This is a genomic window from Pseudomonas sp. 05N434, assembly GCF_056396965.1.
The window spans coordinates 1-16,486 of sequence record NZ_JBFTMK010000032.1 but is presented as its reverse complement, the minus strand read 5'-3'; the positions used below and the strand labels follow the sequence as shown (position 1 = coordinate 16,486).

At 59.8% G+C, this 16,486-nt stretch carries 12 protein-coding genes and 1 pseudogene; 8 read left to right on the top strand and 5 right to left on the bottom strand.

The window, feature by feature from the left end:
• The 7 genes and pseudogenes from AC1DLB_RS03940 to AC1DLB_RS03910 all read left to right on the top strand — a co-directional run.
• The coding region (locus AC1DLB_RS03940) for an insulinase family protein (protein WP_477784626.1) at window positions 1-1,339 on the top strand (1,339 nt) is incomplete at its 5' end.
• A gap of 156 nt (window positions 1,340-1,495) precedes the next feature.
• Entirely contained in the window at window positions 1,496-1,570 is a 75-nt protein-coding gene (gene pqqA, locus AC1DLB_RS03935) for a pyrroloquinoline quinone precursor peptide PqqA (RefSeq protein ID WP_009045898.1), read from the top strand.
• Between the two features lie 84 nt (window positions 1,571-1,654).
• Complete coding sequence (gene pqqB / locus AC1DLB_RS03930) at window positions 1,655-2,566, top strand: pyrroloquinoline quinone biosynthesis protein PqqB (RefSeq protein ID WP_018928830.1); 912 nt, start codon at window positions 1,655-1,657, stop codon at window positions 2,564-2,566.
• Window positions 2,567-2,693: 127 nt separating this feature from the next.
• A complete protein-coding gene (gene pqqC / locus AC1DLB_RS03925) occupies window positions 2,694-3,446 on the top strand; it encodes a pyrroloquinoline-quinone synthase PqqC (RefSeq protein WP_007936521.1) in 753 nt (250 codons plus the stop codon).
• Complete coding sequence (gene pqqD, locus AC1DLB_RS03920) at window positions 3,443-3,718, top strand: pyrroloquinoline quinone biosynthesis peptide chaperone PqqD (RefSeq protein ID WP_018928829.1); 276 nt, start codon at window positions 3,443-3,445, stop codon at window positions 3,716-3,718. Before pqqC ends, pqqD begins: the two co-directional genes overlap by 4 nt.
• Window positions 3,719-3,722: 4 nt before the next feature.
• Window positions 3,723-4,865, top strand: a pseudogene (gene pqqE, locus AC1DLB_RS03915) (pyrroloquinoline quinone biosynthesis protein PqqE).
• Window positions 4,831-6,663, top strand: coding sequence for a S9 family peptidase (locus AC1DLB_RS03910; RefSeq protein WP_477743653.1), 1,833 nt, complete (start codon window positions 4,831-4,833; stop codon window positions 6,661-6,663). Before pqqE ends, AC1DLB_RS03910 begins: the two are co-directional and overlap by 35 nt.
• Before the next feature lie 170 nt (window positions 6,664-6,833).
• On the opposite strand, the gene AC1DLB_RS03905 is transcribed toward AC1DLB_RS03910, so the two are convergent.
• A complete protein-coding gene (locus AC1DLB_RS03905; RefSeq protein ID WP_477784625.1) occupies window positions 6,834-8,117 on the bottom strand; it encodes an aspartate aminotransferase family protein in 1,284 nt (427 codons plus the stop codon).
• 169 nt (window positions 8,118-8,286) lie between these two features.
• Between AC1DLB_RS03905 and AC1DLB_RS03900 the strand changes: the two genes are divergently transcribed.
• Complete coding sequence (locus AC1DLB_RS03900; RefSeq protein ID WP_477743652.1) at window positions 8,287-9,207, top strand: LysR family transcriptional regulator; 921 nt, start codon at window positions 8,287-8,289, stop codon at window positions 9,205-9,207.
• A gap of 225 nt (window positions 9,208-9,432) precedes the next feature.
• Here AC1DLB_RS03900 and AC1DLB_RS03895 read toward each other — a convergent pair whose 3' ends face one another.
• The 4 genes from AC1DLB_RS03895 to AC1DLB_RS03880 all read right to left on the bottom strand — a co-directional run.
• Window positions 9,433-11,211 carry an acyl-CoA dehydrogenase C-terminal domain-containing protein gene (locus AC1DLB_RS03895; protein WP_477784624.1) on the bottom strand — a complete coding sequence of 593 codons (1,779 nt, stop codon included), beginning with the start codon at window positions 11,209-11,211 and terminating at the stop codon, window positions 9,433-9,435.
• Window positions 11,212-11,398: 187 nt separating this feature from the next.
• The gene (locus AC1DLB_RS03890; RefSeq protein ID WP_477784623.1) at window positions 11,399-13,195 is read right to left on the bottom strand and encodes an acyl-CoA dehydrogenase C-terminal domain-containing protein; all 1,797 of its coding nucleotides are present in this window, start codon (window positions 13,193-13,195) and stop codon (window positions 11,399-11,401) included.
• Between the two features lie 90 nt (window positions 13,196-13,285).
• A complete protein-coding gene (locus AC1DLB_RS03885; protein ID WP_477743649.1) occupies window positions 13,286-14,575 on the bottom strand; it encodes a GGDEF domain-containing protein in 1,290 nt (429 codons plus the stop codon).
• Between the two features lie 226 nt (window positions 14,576-14,801).
• Window positions 14,802-16,486: phenylacyl-CoA dehydrogenase (locus AC1DLB_RS03880; protein ID WP_477784622.1), on the bottom strand; the 1,685-nt coding region annotated here is incomplete at its 5' end.

The window sequence follows — 16,486 nt, the reverse complement described above, 5'->3', positions numbered from 1 at the left end:
ACGGGACAGCGAGCAACTTGCACCGGGGTTGTCCGAACAGGGCGTTGTCGCCCTCAAGGCAATCCTGCAACAAATCGGCGCTGTGGATAACTTCACCGGCCAGTGGCAACTACCGCCCCCCAACCCGTTTTTGCGTACCGAGACTCCAGCCCCGAATGCCGGCTTGATTCGCGGCCAGACCAGCGCCCACCGTGGCCTGCGGACCTTTGCCCAGGATCGCTCGCGCAGTCGCCGCGAACGTTCGCCGATGCAGTTCAGTCAGGCGTTGCCGGATAACACGGATGAAGGCGCGGTTTATCTGCGCTGGCGCCTGGAGTCCGCGCCTCACAGCCGTCTTCAGACCAATCTGGAAAACAACCTGGGGCCGTTGCGCGAGGATGCACGTCAGGCCGGTGTCGACGTTTCCTTCAGCKCATCGGGCAATGAGTGGCTGCTGAGACTGACGGGGCTGCAGGAACCGATGCCAACAGTCCTCGAACATGTGCTGAAAGCGCTGACAAAACCTGATGCGCGTTTCTTACAGGATGYACCGACGGCCACCCCATTGATGCCGATTCGACAGCTGCTCAAGGCGCTGCCCGATCTATGCACTGAACACACCGCAGCCTCGGATGACTTGCAGCAACTCTGGTCGAGTGCGCGTTGGGATGGCCTGGCGACCGGATTGTCGGCCCAGACGCAAGCGGCGATGGGGTTGGCGTTGAGTCGTGTGCCGGGAACGCCAGACCATCAATCGACGTCACCTCTATCGATCGGCTCACAGCATCTCTGGAGCGCCATCGATACCGGCTCCAGCGAACACGCGCTGTTACTCTTTTGTCCGACGGCAACCCATGACATCGCCGACGAAGCTGCCTGGCGCTTGCTCGCACACGTGTGCCATACACCGTTCTATCAACGCTTGCGGGTGGAACTGCAACTCGGTTACGCGGTGTTCAGTGGCCTGCGCCAGATCAACGGTCAGACCGGGCTGTTGTTCGGCGTGCAATCGCCGAGCGTCGCGCCTCTGGACTTGTTGCAGCACATCGAACAATTCCTCGGCGAGCTCGAAAGGATGATCGAAAGCATCGATGAGCTGACCTTCATCGCCCAACGCCAAGCCCTGGCCGATCAATTCGACAGCACCGCCCTGCCCAACACCCAGGCCGCCGAACTGCTCTGGCAAGGCAAACTGGCCGGCCACTCGTCGGATTATCTGGGCCTTTTACCTCAAGCGATTCTGAAGATCGACCGCAAAGCCTTGCTGGCCGCGGCACAGCGACTGAATAGGGCCGAAGGTGGCTGGCGCTGTCTGGCCAGCGGAGCTTGCCCGACTACGCGCTGGCAAGTGGCAAAATGATCATTACCGGCGCTGCAATTAGCTTTCTCAAAGATTCGCAGCCAATCACTCTGTAATTTTGAGTAACATAGCCACCTAACTATCTGAACATCTCCGGCTGGAGGTGGACTATATGTGTAGGTCTCAACTGTCCCATCCACCTGAAGGAGCGCTTCTATGTCCTGGTCCAAACCTGCTTACACCGACCTGCGTATCGGCTTCGAAGTCACCATGTACTTCGCAAGCCGCTAAGCTCTGCCGTTTGGTAGAGAATGCAGTGCTACGCCTCGGCTTGCCGGGGCGTTTTTATTTTCAGTTTTCGATGATGGAGCGGCCATGTTTGTCCAGATTCTAGGTTCCGCCGCCGGCGGCGGTTTCCCCCAGTGGAACTGCAACTGCGCGAACTGCGCAGGTTTTCGCGACGGCAGCCTGCGGGCCGAAGCGCGTACCCAGTCGTCCATCGCGATTTCCGATGATGGCGTGAACTGGGTGCTGTGCAATGCTTCGCCGGACATCCGCGCCCAGCTCCAGAGTTTCGCGCCGATGCAGCCGGGCCGCGCGCTGCGTGATACCGGCATCAGCGCAATCATCCTGATGGACAGCCAGATCGACCACACCACCGGCCTGCTCAGCCTGCGTGAAGGTTGCCCGCATCAGGTCTGGTGCACTGACATGGTCCATGAAGACCTGAGCACCGGGTTCCCGTTGTTCACCATGCTGACCCACTGGAACGGCGGGTTGAACTGGAACCGTATCGAACTCGATCAGAGCTTCACCGTCCCGGCCTGCCCGAATCTGCGTTTCACCCCACTGCCCCTGCGCAGCGCCGCCCCACCCTACTCGCCGCACCGCTTTGACCCGCATCCGGGCGACAACATCGGCCTGATCGTCGAAGACCTGAGCACCGGCGGTAAACTGTTCTACGCACCGGGCCTGGGCAAGGTCGATGCTCCGCTGCTGAAGATCATGGCCAGCAGCGATTGTCTGCTGGTAGACGGTACGATGTGGGACGACGACGAAATGCAGCGCCGTGGCGTCGGCACGCGCACGGGTCGGGAAATGGGCCACCTGGCGCAGAACGGCCCCGGCGGCATGCTCGAAGTGCTGGAACAACTGCCCAAGCAGCGCAAAGTGCTTATCCACATCAACAACACCAACCCGATTCTCGATGAGGATTCGCCAGAGCGTGCGGAGCTGGCCCGTCGTGAAGTTGAAGTGGCTTATGACGGCATGAGTATTGTGCTGTAGCGGATGGCCTCTTCGCGGGCCAGCCACGCTCCCACAGGGATAGCGCTATCTCTGTGGGAGCAGGCCTGCCCGCGAAGGCGTCAGACCAGACACCAAAGAATCCACCGGTTGTTCCCGGAGAACCGCAATGACTGATACCCCAATGTCCCCCGCCGAATTCGAAGCGGCCCTGCGCGCCAAGGGCGCCTACTACCACATCTATCATCCGTATCACGTGGCGATGTATGAAGGCCGGGCGACCCGCGAGCAGATCCAGGGCTGGGTCGCCAACCGCTTTTACTATCAGGTGAACATCCCGCTCAAGGACGCCGCGATCCTGGCCAACTGCCCGGACCGCGAGATTCGTCGCGAGTGGATTCAGCGCCTGCTGGACCATGACGGCGCCCCCGGCGAAGACGGCGGTATCGAAGCCTGGTTGCGTCTTGGGCAAGCGGTCGGCCTCGACCCGGATCAGTTGCGCTCCCAGGAGCTGGTGCTGCCCGGCGTGCGTTTCGCCGTGGATGCCTACGTCAACTTCGCCCGCCGGGCCCGTTGGCAGGAAGCCGCCAGCAGCTCATTGACCGAGCTGTTCGCGCCGCAAATCCACCAATCGCGCCTCGACAGTTGGCCGCAGCATTACCCGTGGATCGACCCGGCCGGTTACGAATATTTCCGTACGCGCCTGGGCCAGGCTCGCCGGGATGTGGAGCACGGTCTGGCAATCACGTTGCAGCATTACACTACGCGGGAAGGCCAGGAGCGCATGCTGGAAATTCTCCAGTTCAAACTGGACATTCTTTGGAGCATGCTCGATGCCATGAGCATGGCCTACGAACTGAACCGCCCGCCGTACCACAGCGTGACCGAACAGCGGGTCTGGCATAAAGGAATCACCTTATGAGTTTTGATCGCAGCAAAACCCCGACCTGGCGTCCCGGCTACCGTTTCCAGTACGAACCGGCGCAAAAGGGCCATGTATTGCTCTACCCCGAAGGCATGATCAAACTCAATGAGAGCGCCGCGCTGATCGGCGGCTTGATCGATGGCCAGCGAGATGTCGCGGCCATCATCGCCGAGCTCGACAAACAGTTCCCCGGCGTGCCCGAGCTCGGTGACGACATCGAGCAATTCATGGAGGTCGCCCGTGCTCAGCACTGGATCGAACTTGCCTGATTCCGTGTCAGGCAAGTTACCGCCCAAGCCCGAAATCGGCCTGCCCCTTTGGCTGCTGGCCGAGCTGACCTATCGCTGCCCGTTGCAATGCCCGTACTGCTCCAATCCGCTGGATTTCGCCGAGCAAGGCCGGGAGTTGACCACCGAGCAGTGGATCAAGGTCTTTCGCGAAGCCCGGGAAATGGGCGCGGCGCAGTTGGGCTTTTCCGGTGGTGAACCGCTGGTGCGCCAGGACCTCGCCGAGTTGATCGCTGAGGCGCGCAAACTGGGGTTCTACACCAACCTGATCACCTCCGGCATCGGCCTCACCGAGCAGAAAATCAGCGACTTCAAAAAGGCCGGCCTGGACCACATCCAGATCAGCTTCCAGGCCAGCGACGAGCAGGTGAACAACCTGCTGGCCGGCTCGAAAAAGGCCTTCGCGCAAAAACTCGAAATGGCCCGTGCGGTGTAGGCGCACGGCTATCCGATGGTGCTGAACTTCGTCACCCATCGGCACAACATCGACAAAATCGACCGGATCATCGAGCTGTGCATTGCCCTTGAGGCAGACTTCGTCGAACTCGCGACGTGCCAGTTCTATGGTTGGGCTCAGCTCAATCGGGTCGGCCTGTTACCGACCAAGGAACAATTGGTTCGCGCCGAACGCATCACCAACGAATACCGCGCGAAACTGGAAGCCGAAGGGCATCCGTGCAAGCTGATTTTCGTGACGCCGGACTATTACGAAGAGCGTCCGAAAGCCTGCATGAATGGCTGGGGCAGTATTTTTCTGAYGGTCACACCAGACGGAACCGCCCTGCCCTGTCATGGCGCCCGACAGCTGCCGGTGCAGTTTCCCAACGTGCGCGACCACAGCATGCAGCACATCTGGTACGACTCGTTCGGCTTCAACCGCTTTCGCGGTTACGACTGGATGCCCGAGCCGTGCCGCTCCTGCGACGAGAAAGAAAAGGACTTCGGCGGCTGCCGTTGCCAGGCGTTCATGCTCACGGGTGACGCGAGCAATGCCGACCCGGTGTGCAGCAAGTCGAAACATCACGGCGTGATCCTCAAGGCCCGCGAAGAAGCCGAGCACGCGACCCAGACCATCGAACAACTGGCCTTTCGCAATGAACGAAACTCACGCCTCATCGCCAAAAGCTGAACCCTTGAGCGCCGCCAGGGCCGTCGCGGCCGGCATCGACTTCGCCGAGTTGCAGGTCGGGCCACATGGCCTGTTCTGGAACGAGTACCGCCCCGAAGATGCTGCCTGCCGAGTCTGGCAGTGGCGCGACGGTCAGGCCCATTGCCTGACGCCACCCACGTTCAGTGTGCGCAGCCGGGTGTACGAATATGGCGGTGGCGCGTTTTGTCTGACCGATGACGGGCTGGTGTTCGTCAACGAGGCCGATCAGCAGCTGTATCGGCAATCGCTGAGCGATGGGACGCCTGAGGTGCTGACTTCAAGTGAATGCCGGTACGGCGATCTGCACTTCGCCAACGGGCAAGTGCTGGCGGTGGAAGAAAACCGCGATCGGCATCGCCTGGTGGCGATCGATCTGGCCGATGGCCGACGCCATCTGCTGGCCGAAGGCGCTGATTTCTACGTGGCACCGACCTTGAGTCCTGACGGTCGACGTTTGGCCTGGATCGAGTGGAATCGCCCGGATCAGCCCTGGACCGCAACACGCCTGATGGTTGCCGAACGCCAGCGCGATCACACATTTGCGCAGCCGCATTGTGTGGCCGGTGACGGTGCTCAGGAGTCACTGCAACAACCGGGATTCGATGACAGCGGCCGTCTGTATTGTCTGACCGATCGCGGCGGTTTCTGGCAGCCGTGGGTGGAGTCGACAGAAGGACTGAGCCCACTCCCGAGCGCTGCTGCCGACCATGGACCGGCGCCCTGGCAATTGGGTGGTTGCACCTGGTTACCGTTGAGCGAAGACACTTATCTGGCCAGTTGGACCGAAGAGGGTTTTGGGCGACTGGGGCTTTGTCATGGCGATGGCTCCCGTGAGGATTTCACGGGCGACTACAGCCGCTTCCGCCATCTCGCACAGGATGACCAGTTCATCTACTGCATCGCCGCTTCACCAGTCAGTTCGGCGTCGGTGATTGCCATTGACCGCAAGACCCGGCAGGTGAAGACCCTCGCCGGTGGTGTTGTCCCCCTGCCGGCCGATCAGATCAGCCGCCCGCAAACCCTGCGTTATCCGAGCGGTTCGGGCGAGGCCCACGGGTTCTTCTACCCGGCAATGAACGACGATACGAAACCGCCCTTGGTGGTGTTCATTCACGGCGGCCCGACTTCGGCCTGCTACCCGATGTTCGACCCGCGAATCCAGTATTGGGCACAACGCGGCTTCGCCGTGGCCGATCTCAACTACCGAGGCAGCAGCGGCTACGGCCGTGCTTATCGCCAGGCGCTRCATTTGAGCTGGGGCAAGGTGGACGTGAAAGATGCCTGCGCAGTGGTCGGCTACCTGGCCGAGCGCGGACTGATCGACGGCGATAAAGCGTTTATCCGTGGTGGCAGCGCCGGCGGGTACACCGCATTGTGCGCATTGGCCTTTCACAAGGTCTTTCGTGCGGGCGCCAGCCTGTATGGCGTCAGCGATCCCGTTGCGCTGGGCCGCGTCACGCACAAGTTCGAAAGCGATTATCTGGACTGGTTGATCGGCGACCCGGTAGAGGACGCTGAACGCTACGCCGCGCGCACGCCGCTGCTGCATGCGAACAACATTAGCGTTCCAATGATCTTCTTTCAGGGTGAACTGGACGCCGTGGTGGTGCCGCAACAGACCCGCGACATGGTCAAGGCATTACAGGACAACGGCATTCTGGTCGAAGCGCATTACTATGCCGACGAACGCCATGGCTTTCGCAAGGCCGGCAACCAGGCCCATGTGCTGGAGCAGGAATGGATGTTTTATCGGCGGGTGATGGAGTTGGCGGACTGAAATCGTAGCGCCCCAATTCGCGGGCAACCATTGATCCTGCTATCACTCAAGCACTGAAATGTCTTCGGCAAAACGCAGAGACAAAAAAACGCCCCACGCGAAAAGAATCAAACGTGGGGCGCTGCGTTATACCGCGAGACGGTTCGGAAATTCGTGCAGGGCGGGTCTGATCAGACCGCAATACCTTTGCGGCACTGCAGTTGCGCGGTGCGCACGCGGGAGAAGGCGCGGGCCAGACGCAGGAGCATTTCGTCGATATTGGCCTTGCTGACCGTAAGGGCCGGGGTAAAGCGCAGGCAATCGGCTTGCGGCGCATTGAGCAGCAAGCCTTCGTACAATGCAGCCTTGACTACGGCGTCGGCCGAATCGTCGGACAGATCGAGCCCCCAGAGCAGCCCTTGCCCACGCAATTCGCCGTGACCATAGCGATGGGCCAGACGACTCAGGCCTTCGCCCAGATGCTGAGCGGTTTCCCGCATATGATCGATAAAGCCCTTGTCCTGCACGCTGTCGAGCACGACAAGCCCGACGGCACTCATCAACGCATTGCCATGATGAGTGCCGCTCATTTCGCCGATTTCGAAACAACAGGCCTTGCCTCGCGCCAACAATGCCGCCAATGGCACGCCACCACCGRGCCCTTTGCCGAGCACCACGATATCTGCCCGCACGCCGTAGGAGTGTTCGGCAAGCAATGTGCCGCAGCGCCCGACGCCGGTTTGCACTTCGTCAAATATCAGCAGAATGCCAAGCTCACGACACAAGCGCTCGACGCCCTTGAGGTAGTGCTCGGTAGCGGGAATCACCCCGGCCTCGCTCTGGATCGGTTCGAGCATGATCGCGACCGTCTGGGCATCCACGGCCGCATGCAAGGCGGGCAGGTCATTGAACGGGACATGGCTGAAGCCCGGCAACTGTGGCTCGAATCGGTTGATCAGATTCGAACTGTCCGACGCAGAAATCGTCCCCAGGCTACGGCCATGACAGCCTTTGCTGGCCACAATGATCCGCGAAGCGCCGCCACGATGTTGCTGGCCCCATTTGCGCGCCAGTTTGATCGCCGCTTCACAGGCTTCGCTGCCACTGTTGAGCAGGTACGCCTGGTCACTGCCGGTACCGGCGCAGAGCCGGTCGGCGAGGTTGAGCATGCCGCGGTTGTGCAGACCGAAACCCGGATTGATCAGCGACTGAGCCTGCTCCGAAATCGCTTTGACCAGTGCTGAAGGGCTATGTCCGAGGCTATTGGCGCCGCCACCCTGTGAGAAATCCAGGTAAGCGCGGTTATCGCTGTCCCACAACCAGGAGCCTTGGCCACGCACGAAAATCTGTTTCGGTCGTTCGACACTGGGCATCAGGCACTCGCTGGAAAAGTTGTCGCTTCTGGCCGGCAGGGAAGTGTCCATCGCCAGGTCATCAAGGCTCGGTGGCTTGCGTCGCAGGTTGAACAGATTCATCGGATAAAACCTCGTCCGAGGTTTTTTGCCTTGCCTATGTAAACACCATCGCTGTAAACGGTATTCATCGTGCTTTATGGCCCTGTAAGCCTTGTGAATGCGGTTAGACTAGGCGTAGGCAAGGCACTGAGCCATTTCGATTTCTCAGCATTTTCGATAAGTATTACTTATGGATTTCAAGCAACTGCGTTATTTCGTCGCGGTCTACGAAGAGGGCCACGTCGGTCGGGCCGCCGAGCGGCTTTCTATCTCCCAGCCAGCGTTGTCCCAGCAGATCCGCCAACTCGAACAGAACCTCGATGTGAGCCTGTTCGAACGCAGCAGCAAACGTCTGCTGCCAACCCTGGCGGCCCACACGTTGTACAACCATGCCCTGCCCTTGCTCGATGGCTTGCAACGCACGCGCGAAGCCTTGGGCAATTTCAAGGGCAAGGCGCTGCGAACCTTGGCCATTGGCGTACTGCAGACCGTCCACTCCAGCCTGGTGCCGCAAATGCTCGAACGCGTGCGCAAGGCACAGCCGCATCTGGTGGTGCAGATCTATGAACTGACCGGCCTGGAAATCGAGCGGCGACTACTCAATGGTTCGCTGGACATCGGGATCAGTTACCTGCCGCCCCGTCAGCCGGGTTTGCACGGCGTGCCGTTGTACGAAGATGAGCTGACCCTTGTCATCCCGGCGGACCATCCGTTGCGCGAATTCAAGAAGGTCTCCATGAGCCAGGCGGCCGAGTTGCCCATGTTGCTGTTGGGTGAAGAGTTCCAGGTGCGGCAGATCTGGCAGGCACAACTGGCCAGTCTTGGGCGCCGGCCGCAGGTGCAGGCCGAGCTGAACAACATGGCGGGGATTCTCGACAGCCTGCCGCACACGCGGCTGGCGACTGTGCTGCCCGGACGCTCGCAAAAGACCCATGGCGACCAAGAGTTGCTGTGGAAACCACTGAGTGAGCCGCGGGTGCCGCTGAAAGTGGGGTTGGTGTGTCGGGATGTGCAGCGGCAACAGGCTTCGCTGGCGTTGTTGCGGACATTGCTGGAAGAGGTGATGGATGAACACTTGCGTAGCCCGACGGCCCTGGATGGGTTGAGCTGAACTTTTTTGCAGGCAAAAGAAAACCCCGCCGAAGCGGGGCTTTGCAGACTGTTTCCCTGACATCCATTTCACTCCGCCGTCCTGGCAGAATCCTACGTGTCCGTGTTGTTGCTTTGCGCTTCCTGCGCGACGTCCATGTGAAGTAGATTAGCTCTGGATCCAATCTGCGCATATGGGAAAACAGCAGCACGTCATGTAAGAGAATGCTTACATGACGTTACAGAGTCAGAACTGTCCTGCGTCCAACAGGAACAACGATTCGCTTCCCRCCTTTACCGACGCGCTCAACGAGTGAATACGTGGCAGCAGACGAGCGAAATAGAACCGCGCCGTACCCAGTTTGCTCGCGTAGAAATCGTCCTGCGCTTCTTTGCCGAAGGCTGCCTTGGCCATCAGTGCCCACATGTAGGCATAGGCGGTGTAACCGAATGCTTGTAGATACTCGACCGAAGCAGCGCCGATTTCGTTCGGGTTGTTTTTCGCCCGGTCCAGCAGCCATGCGGTCAGATCGTCGAGGGTGCCCACTGCATCGTTCAGCGGTTTGGTGAACTCCGCCAAATCAGCACTGGCCGTCGCGGTGAAATGACGAATCTCGTCAGCGAACAGTTTGTAGAATGCCCCGCCGCTGCCGACGATCTTGCGCCCGACAAGGTCCAGCGCCTGAATACCATTGGTGCCTTCGTAGATCTGCGTGATACGCACGTCACGAACCAGTTGCTCCTGGCCCCACTCACGGATGTAGCCGTGGCCGCCAAAAATCTGCTGGCCATGAACTGTGGTTTCAAGCCCCAAATCGGTCAGGAATGCCTTGGCAACAGGCGTCAACAGTGCGACCAGGTCTTCTGCGCGCTTGCGGGTGGTGGCGTCTTCGCTGAACTTGGCGGTGTCCAGTTGCATCGCCACGTAAGTGGAAAATGCACGGCCGCCTTCGTTCGAGGCTTTCATGGTCAGCAGCATGCGACGCACGTCAGGGTGGACGATGATCGGGTCAGCCACTTTGTCCTTGTTCTGCGCGCCGGTCGGCGAACGGCTCTGCAGGCGGTCGCGAGCGTATTCAATGGCGTTCTGGTAGGAACGTTCACCCGAGGCCAGGCCCTGGATGCCGACACCCAGACGCTCGTAGTTCATCATGGTGAACATCGCCGCCAGGCCTTTGTTCGGCTCGCCGACCAGGTAACCCACGGCTTCGTCGAAGTTCATCACGCAGGTCGCAGACGCCTGGATACCCATCTTGTGTTCGATCGAACCACAGGTCGCCGGGTTGCGCGCACCGAGGCTGCCATCGGCATTGACCATGAACTTCGGCACCAGGAACAGCGAAATACCTTTCGGCCCTGCTGGCGCGTCTGGCAGTTTGGCCAATACCAGGTGGATGATGTTTTCGGTCAGGTCGTGCTCGCCGCCGGTGATGAAGATCTTGGTGCCGCTGACCTTGTAGGAACCGTCAGCCTGAGGTTCGGCCTTGGTGCGGATAATCCCCAGATCAGTACCGGCGTGCGGCTCGGTCAGGCACATGGAACCGGCCCAGACACCGGCGTACATGTTCGGCAGGTACGCGGCTTTCAGCTCTTCGCTGGCGTGGGCGTTGATCGACAGGCAGGCGCCGGCGGTCAGCATCGGATACAGACCGAACGACAGGCTGGCGGAGTTGACCATTTCTTCGACCTGCGCCGAAACCGCCTTGGGCATGCCCATGCCGCCGTAGGTTGGATCGCCACCGACACCGACCCAACCGCCTTCAGCGTAGGTCTGATACGCCTGTGGGAAACCGGCCGGGGTGGTGACKGCACCGTCGGCCCAGTGGCAACCTTCTTCGTCAGCCGCACGGCTCAGGGGCGCGATGCTTTTGCTGGTGACCTTGCCGGCTTCTTCCAGAATGGCTTCGACGGTTTCAGCATCGACGGTCTCGGCGAGCGCAGGCAGTTCGGCCCAGAGTTTGGCGACCTCGAAAACTTCATTGAGGACGAAGCGCATATCGCGCAGGGGCGCTTTGTAGTCAGCCATGGCAAACCTCGCAAGATCTAAACAGGTGGTTCGTAGGAATAGTGATTTCGCTGTGTCCGAGTGTACCTCAACAACTTTTACGACACATAGGGTCAGCCCATGACCGATTTGTTATTTTTAGTCACCGACCTGTTCTTCATAAAGAAGCCCGCAGCAAGGCGGGCTTCTTTATGGCCGATTTGAATGATTAAAGTGCAAACAACTCCGCCGGCAACTTCATCAAACAGTCGCTACCCGCCTCGATGGCCGCCCGATGAGCAGCCGTACGCGGCAGTAAGCGCTTGAAGTAAAACTCGCTGGTCGCCAGCTTGCCTCGGCAATAATCGGCATCACCGCTGCCCGCCTCCAACTGCGACTGAGCCACCAGCGCCATGCGTAGCCACAGGTAGCCGAGGATGATATAGCCGCAGTACATCAGGTAATCCACCGAGGCGGCGCCGACCTCATCCGGATTTTTCATYGCAGCCATGCCGATCCTGGTGGTCAATTCACCCCACTGCTGATTCAGATCGTTGAGTTGCGCCACATAACCGCCGAGTTGCGGGTGCTCAGCGTTTGCCGCACAGAACTTGTGGACGATTTTAGTGAAGCCGCGCAGCAGTTTTCCCTGACTGCCAAGGACTTTGCGCCCAAGCAGATCCAGCGCCTGAATGCCGTTGGTGCCTTCATAGATCGGCGCGATCCGGCAGTCGCGAACCAACTGCTCCATGCCCCACTCACGAATGAAACCGTGGCCGCCAAACACCTGCATGCCGAGGTTGGTCACCTCCAGCCCGGTGTCGGTCATGAAGGCTTTGCAGATCGGTGTGAGGAACGCCAGCAAATCCTCGGCGTCCTGACGCGCCGTTTCATCCGGGCTCAGGTGCGCAGCGTCCAGCAACTGTGCGGTGAAGTAAGTCAGCGCCCGGTTGCCTTCATTGAAGGCCTTCATGGTCAACAACATCCTGCGCACATCGGGATGCACGATGATCGGGTCGGCAGGTTTTTCCGGGGCTTTCGGGCCGGTCAGCGAGCGCATTTGCAGACGGTCGTTGGCGTATTTGACCGCCCCCTGGAAGCTCGCCTCCCCCAGACACAAACCTTGCATGCCGGTGCCGAGCCGCGCGTGGTTCATCATGGTGAACATGCAGTTCAGGCCCTTATTCGGCTCACCGATCAAGAAGCCCTTGGCATCGTCGAAATTCAGCACGCAGGTGGCCGAGGCCTTGATGCCCATTTTGTGTTCGATCGAACCGCAGGAAACGCCGTTGCGCTCGCCTGCMTCACCCTCGGCATTGGGTAGGAATTTGGGCACGATAAACAGCGAAATACCTTTGGTCCCCGCTGGCGCGTCCGGCAATTTGGCCAGCACCAGATGAATGATGTTGTCACTCATGTCGTGCTCACCGGCGGAGATGAATATCTTGCTGCCAGAGATCGCGTAACTGCCATCGGCCTGAGGCACGGCGCGGGTCTTGATGATGCCCAGATCGGTGCCGCAATGAGCTTCGGTCAGGCACATGGTGCCGGTCCATTGGCCTGCGGTGAGCTTGCTCAGGTAGGTCTGTTTCTGTTCTTCAGTGCCATGGGCATGGATGGCCGACATCGCACCGTGGGTCAGGCCGGGGTACATGCCCCAGGACGTGTTACTGGAGCCGACCATTTCGCTGATGACCAGCCCCAAGGAACTTGGCAAGCCCTGGCCGCCGTAAGCCGGGTCCGCCGCCAGACCATGCCAGCCGCCTTCCACGTATTGTGCGAATGCTTGCTTGAAGCCTGTAGGCGTTGTGACCACACCGTTGTCGAAATGGCAGCCTTCTTCGTCGCCGCTGCGGTTCAGCGGTGCGAGAACGTTCTCACAGAATTTCGCGCCTTCTTCGAGAATCGCATTGACCATGTCCGGGCTGGCATCGGAGGCCCCCAGCGCGGCGTAGTTGCTGTGAAAATCAAACACGTGATCGATCAGAAAGCGCATGTCGCGCAGGGGAGCTTTGTACTCGGGCATGTTCATTTCTCCGGCAGCAGATGGCTCAAACCTACCGCCGTGCATCACACCTCACAATCACAGTCCAGACGCTGAATGCGCCATCATCACTCAACCCGCAGCGGCGTCCATGCGCACTGCGCCACGGCGGTTCTGACCGAAGGCCATCACACAGTTTCGCCCCGCGCCCTTGGCGCTGTAGAGCGCTTGGTCGGCGGATTTGAGCACTTCTTCGGGGGTGCGTTGTTCCAGGCGTTCGGCGACGCCGATGCTGACGGTGACCGAAACACTCGAGGCACCCGAACCCGCGCGACGCTGGCGCCCCTGCTGGTCATCCTGGGGACGGCTGTCCTGATTGCGCAGCTGGATGTTGTAAGTGGCAATGGATTCGCGGATGACCTCCAGATGCGGCATGCACTCTTCGAGGGTCTTGCCTGCGAACACCAAGGCAAATTCCTCACCGCCGTAGCGATATGCCCTACCGCCACCACTGATTTTCGACAGCTTGCTGGCGACCAGACGCAACACTTGGTCGCCGACATCGTGGCCGTGGGTGTCGTTGAATTTCTTGAAGTGATCGACGTCGCTCATCGCCAGCACGTAATTGCGCCCCAGCCGTTGCATGCGCTCGTTCAGGGCGCGGCGCCCCGGCAGGCCGGTGAGTTCGTCGCGGAAAGCCATCTGATAGGCCTCATGGGCAACCGCGGCGGCAATCATCAACATCACCTGGCTGCACATGATGTTGAGGGTGAAGGGCAGGATGAAGGTTTTCGGCAACATCCAGAACAATCCCAACAGCCCCACCAATTGCGCAGCGTGCAAAGGTCTTGGGTTGCGCCAGTATTGCCAGGCCAATAACAGGAACGAGGCGACGAACACGGGATAAGACAATTGGATCAGGCTCATCCACGCACCATGCAACGCCGGCCAGCGGATCTCCGACAGCCACATCAGCAGCGCCTGTGGGTAACTTTGCTCCAGCCCCAGCGCCACACTGCCGAACGCCAGCAACACAGCGAAACGCGCCACCATGTCCTGGAACAGGTGAGTACGCTCTTGCCAGGCAGCGAACAAGCCAAACAGCAACGGCAACAACAGACAGCACAGATGGAACACCACCGCGGCGTCTTCACGAACCTTGCCGTTGTCGCGGTAATAGTCAGTCTGGGTGTCGAGCAGGAAGTAGGCGATGTACACCGTGACCATCAGAAACAGTTCACGCTGACGTCTATAAACCGCGCAATACGCACCGCCGAGCAACAGCACCAGAGTGGGCAGAACGTTGAACAGCGAAGTGAAGAAGACGTTGAGATCCTTGACGTAGGCAGCCGCAAGCCCCGCGAGCAACAACAGCAGCGATGGCAAAAAATGGCTGACACGTACAGCGGAAGAACGCGGCAAGGGTAAAGCTCCGACCCGGCAAACAAAGATGGCATTGTGCCTGCATTTGGCGCAGCTAAGCACGTGCAACGTGACAGGCGTCACATCGCAGCCTCTTTAACGGCAGCAAAGTCGTTCTTCTTAGCGTTTTAGTCAGGAATATTTAAAGACGTGATCGTTTGCGTCAGGCATAAAAAAGCCGCTGCTTCCGAAGAAGCAGCGGCTTTGTGAAGAGACTGCGTAGGGCTTAGTAACCCAGTGCGAAGTCTTCTTCTTTCATGTCCATCAGGTTGTTGGCGCCCGACAGCATGGTTGCAACGTGAGTGCGGGTACGCGGCAGGATGCGCTGGAAGTAGAAGCGCGCAGTCTGCAGCTTGGCGGTGTAGAACGCCTCTTCAGTGGTGCCGGCAGCCAGTTTCTCGGCCGCCAGACGCGCCATGTCAGCCCAGAAGTAGGCCAGGCAGGCGTAACCGGAGTACATCAGGTAGTCCACGGATGCTGCGCCGACTTCTTCGCGATCTTTCATGGCCGCCATACCGACCTTCATGGTCAGCTCGCCCCATTCTTTGTTCAGCGCAGCCAATGGCTCGACGAACTCTTTGACCGCGTCATTGCCTTCGTTGCTCTGGCAGAACTTGTGGACGATCTTGGTGAAGCCCTTGAGCGCTTCGCCTTGAGTCATCAGCACTTTACGGCCCAGCAGGTCGAGTGCCTGGATGCCGGTGGTGCCTTCGTACAGCATCGAAATACGGCTGTCGCGAACGTTCTGCTCCATGCCCCACTCGGCGATGAAGCCGTGGCCACCGTAGATCTGCACGCCGTGGTTGGCGGATTCGAAACCGACTTCAGTCATGAAGGCTTTGGCGATCGGCGTCATGAAGGCCAGCAATGCGTCGGCTTTCTTCTTCTCTTCTTCATCGACGCCGTATTTGACGATGTCAACTTGCTTGGCGGTGAAGTAAACCATCGCACGGTTGCCTTCGGCGAACGCCTTCATGGTCAACAGCATGCGACGAACATCAGGGTGAACGATGATCGGGTCAGCGRCTTTGTCCGGCGCTTTCGGGCCAGTCAGGGAGCGCATTTGCAGGCGATCGCGAGCGTATTTCAGGCCGCCCTGGAAGCCGATCTCGGCGTGTGCCAGACCTTGCAGCGCGGTACCCAGACGTGCGGTGTTCATAAAGGTGAACATGCAGTTCAGGCCTTTGTTCGCCGGGCCGATCAGGTAACCGGTGGCCGCGTCGAAGTTCATCACGCAGGTGGCGTTGCCGTGGATGCCCATCTTGTGTTCCAGGGAACCGCAGCTCACAGCGTTGCGCGCGCCGATCGAGCCATCTGCGTTCGGCAGGAATTTCGGCACGATGAACAGCGAGATGCCTTTGGTGCCGGCAGGTGCGTCCGGCAGACGTGCCAGAACGATGTGGACGATGTTGTCGGCCATGTCGTGCTCACCGGCCGAGATGAAGATCTTGGTGCCGGACACTTTGTAGGAGCCGTCGGCCTGAGGTTCGGCCTTGGTGCGCAACATGCCCAGGTCAGTGCCGCAGTGCGGCTCGGTCAGGCACATGGTGCCGGTCCATTCGCCGGAAACCAGTTTGGTCAGGTAAGCCTCTTGCTGCTCAGGCGTGCCGTGCTCGGAAATAGTGTTCATCGCGCCATGGGACAGGCCTGGGTACATGCCCCACGACCAGTTGGCCTCGCCAACCATTTCGCTGACAGCCAGGCCCAGAGACTCCGGCAGGCCCTGGCCGCCGTGCTCTACATCGTGGGCCAGGCTAGGCCAGCCGCCTTCGACGAATTGCTTGTAGGCTTCTTTGAAACCGGTCGGGGTTTTAACGCCCGACTCGCTCCAGGTGCAGCCTTCGGTGTCACCCACGCGGTTCAGCGGAGCCAGCACCTGCTCACAAAACTTGGCGCCTTCTTCGAGAATGG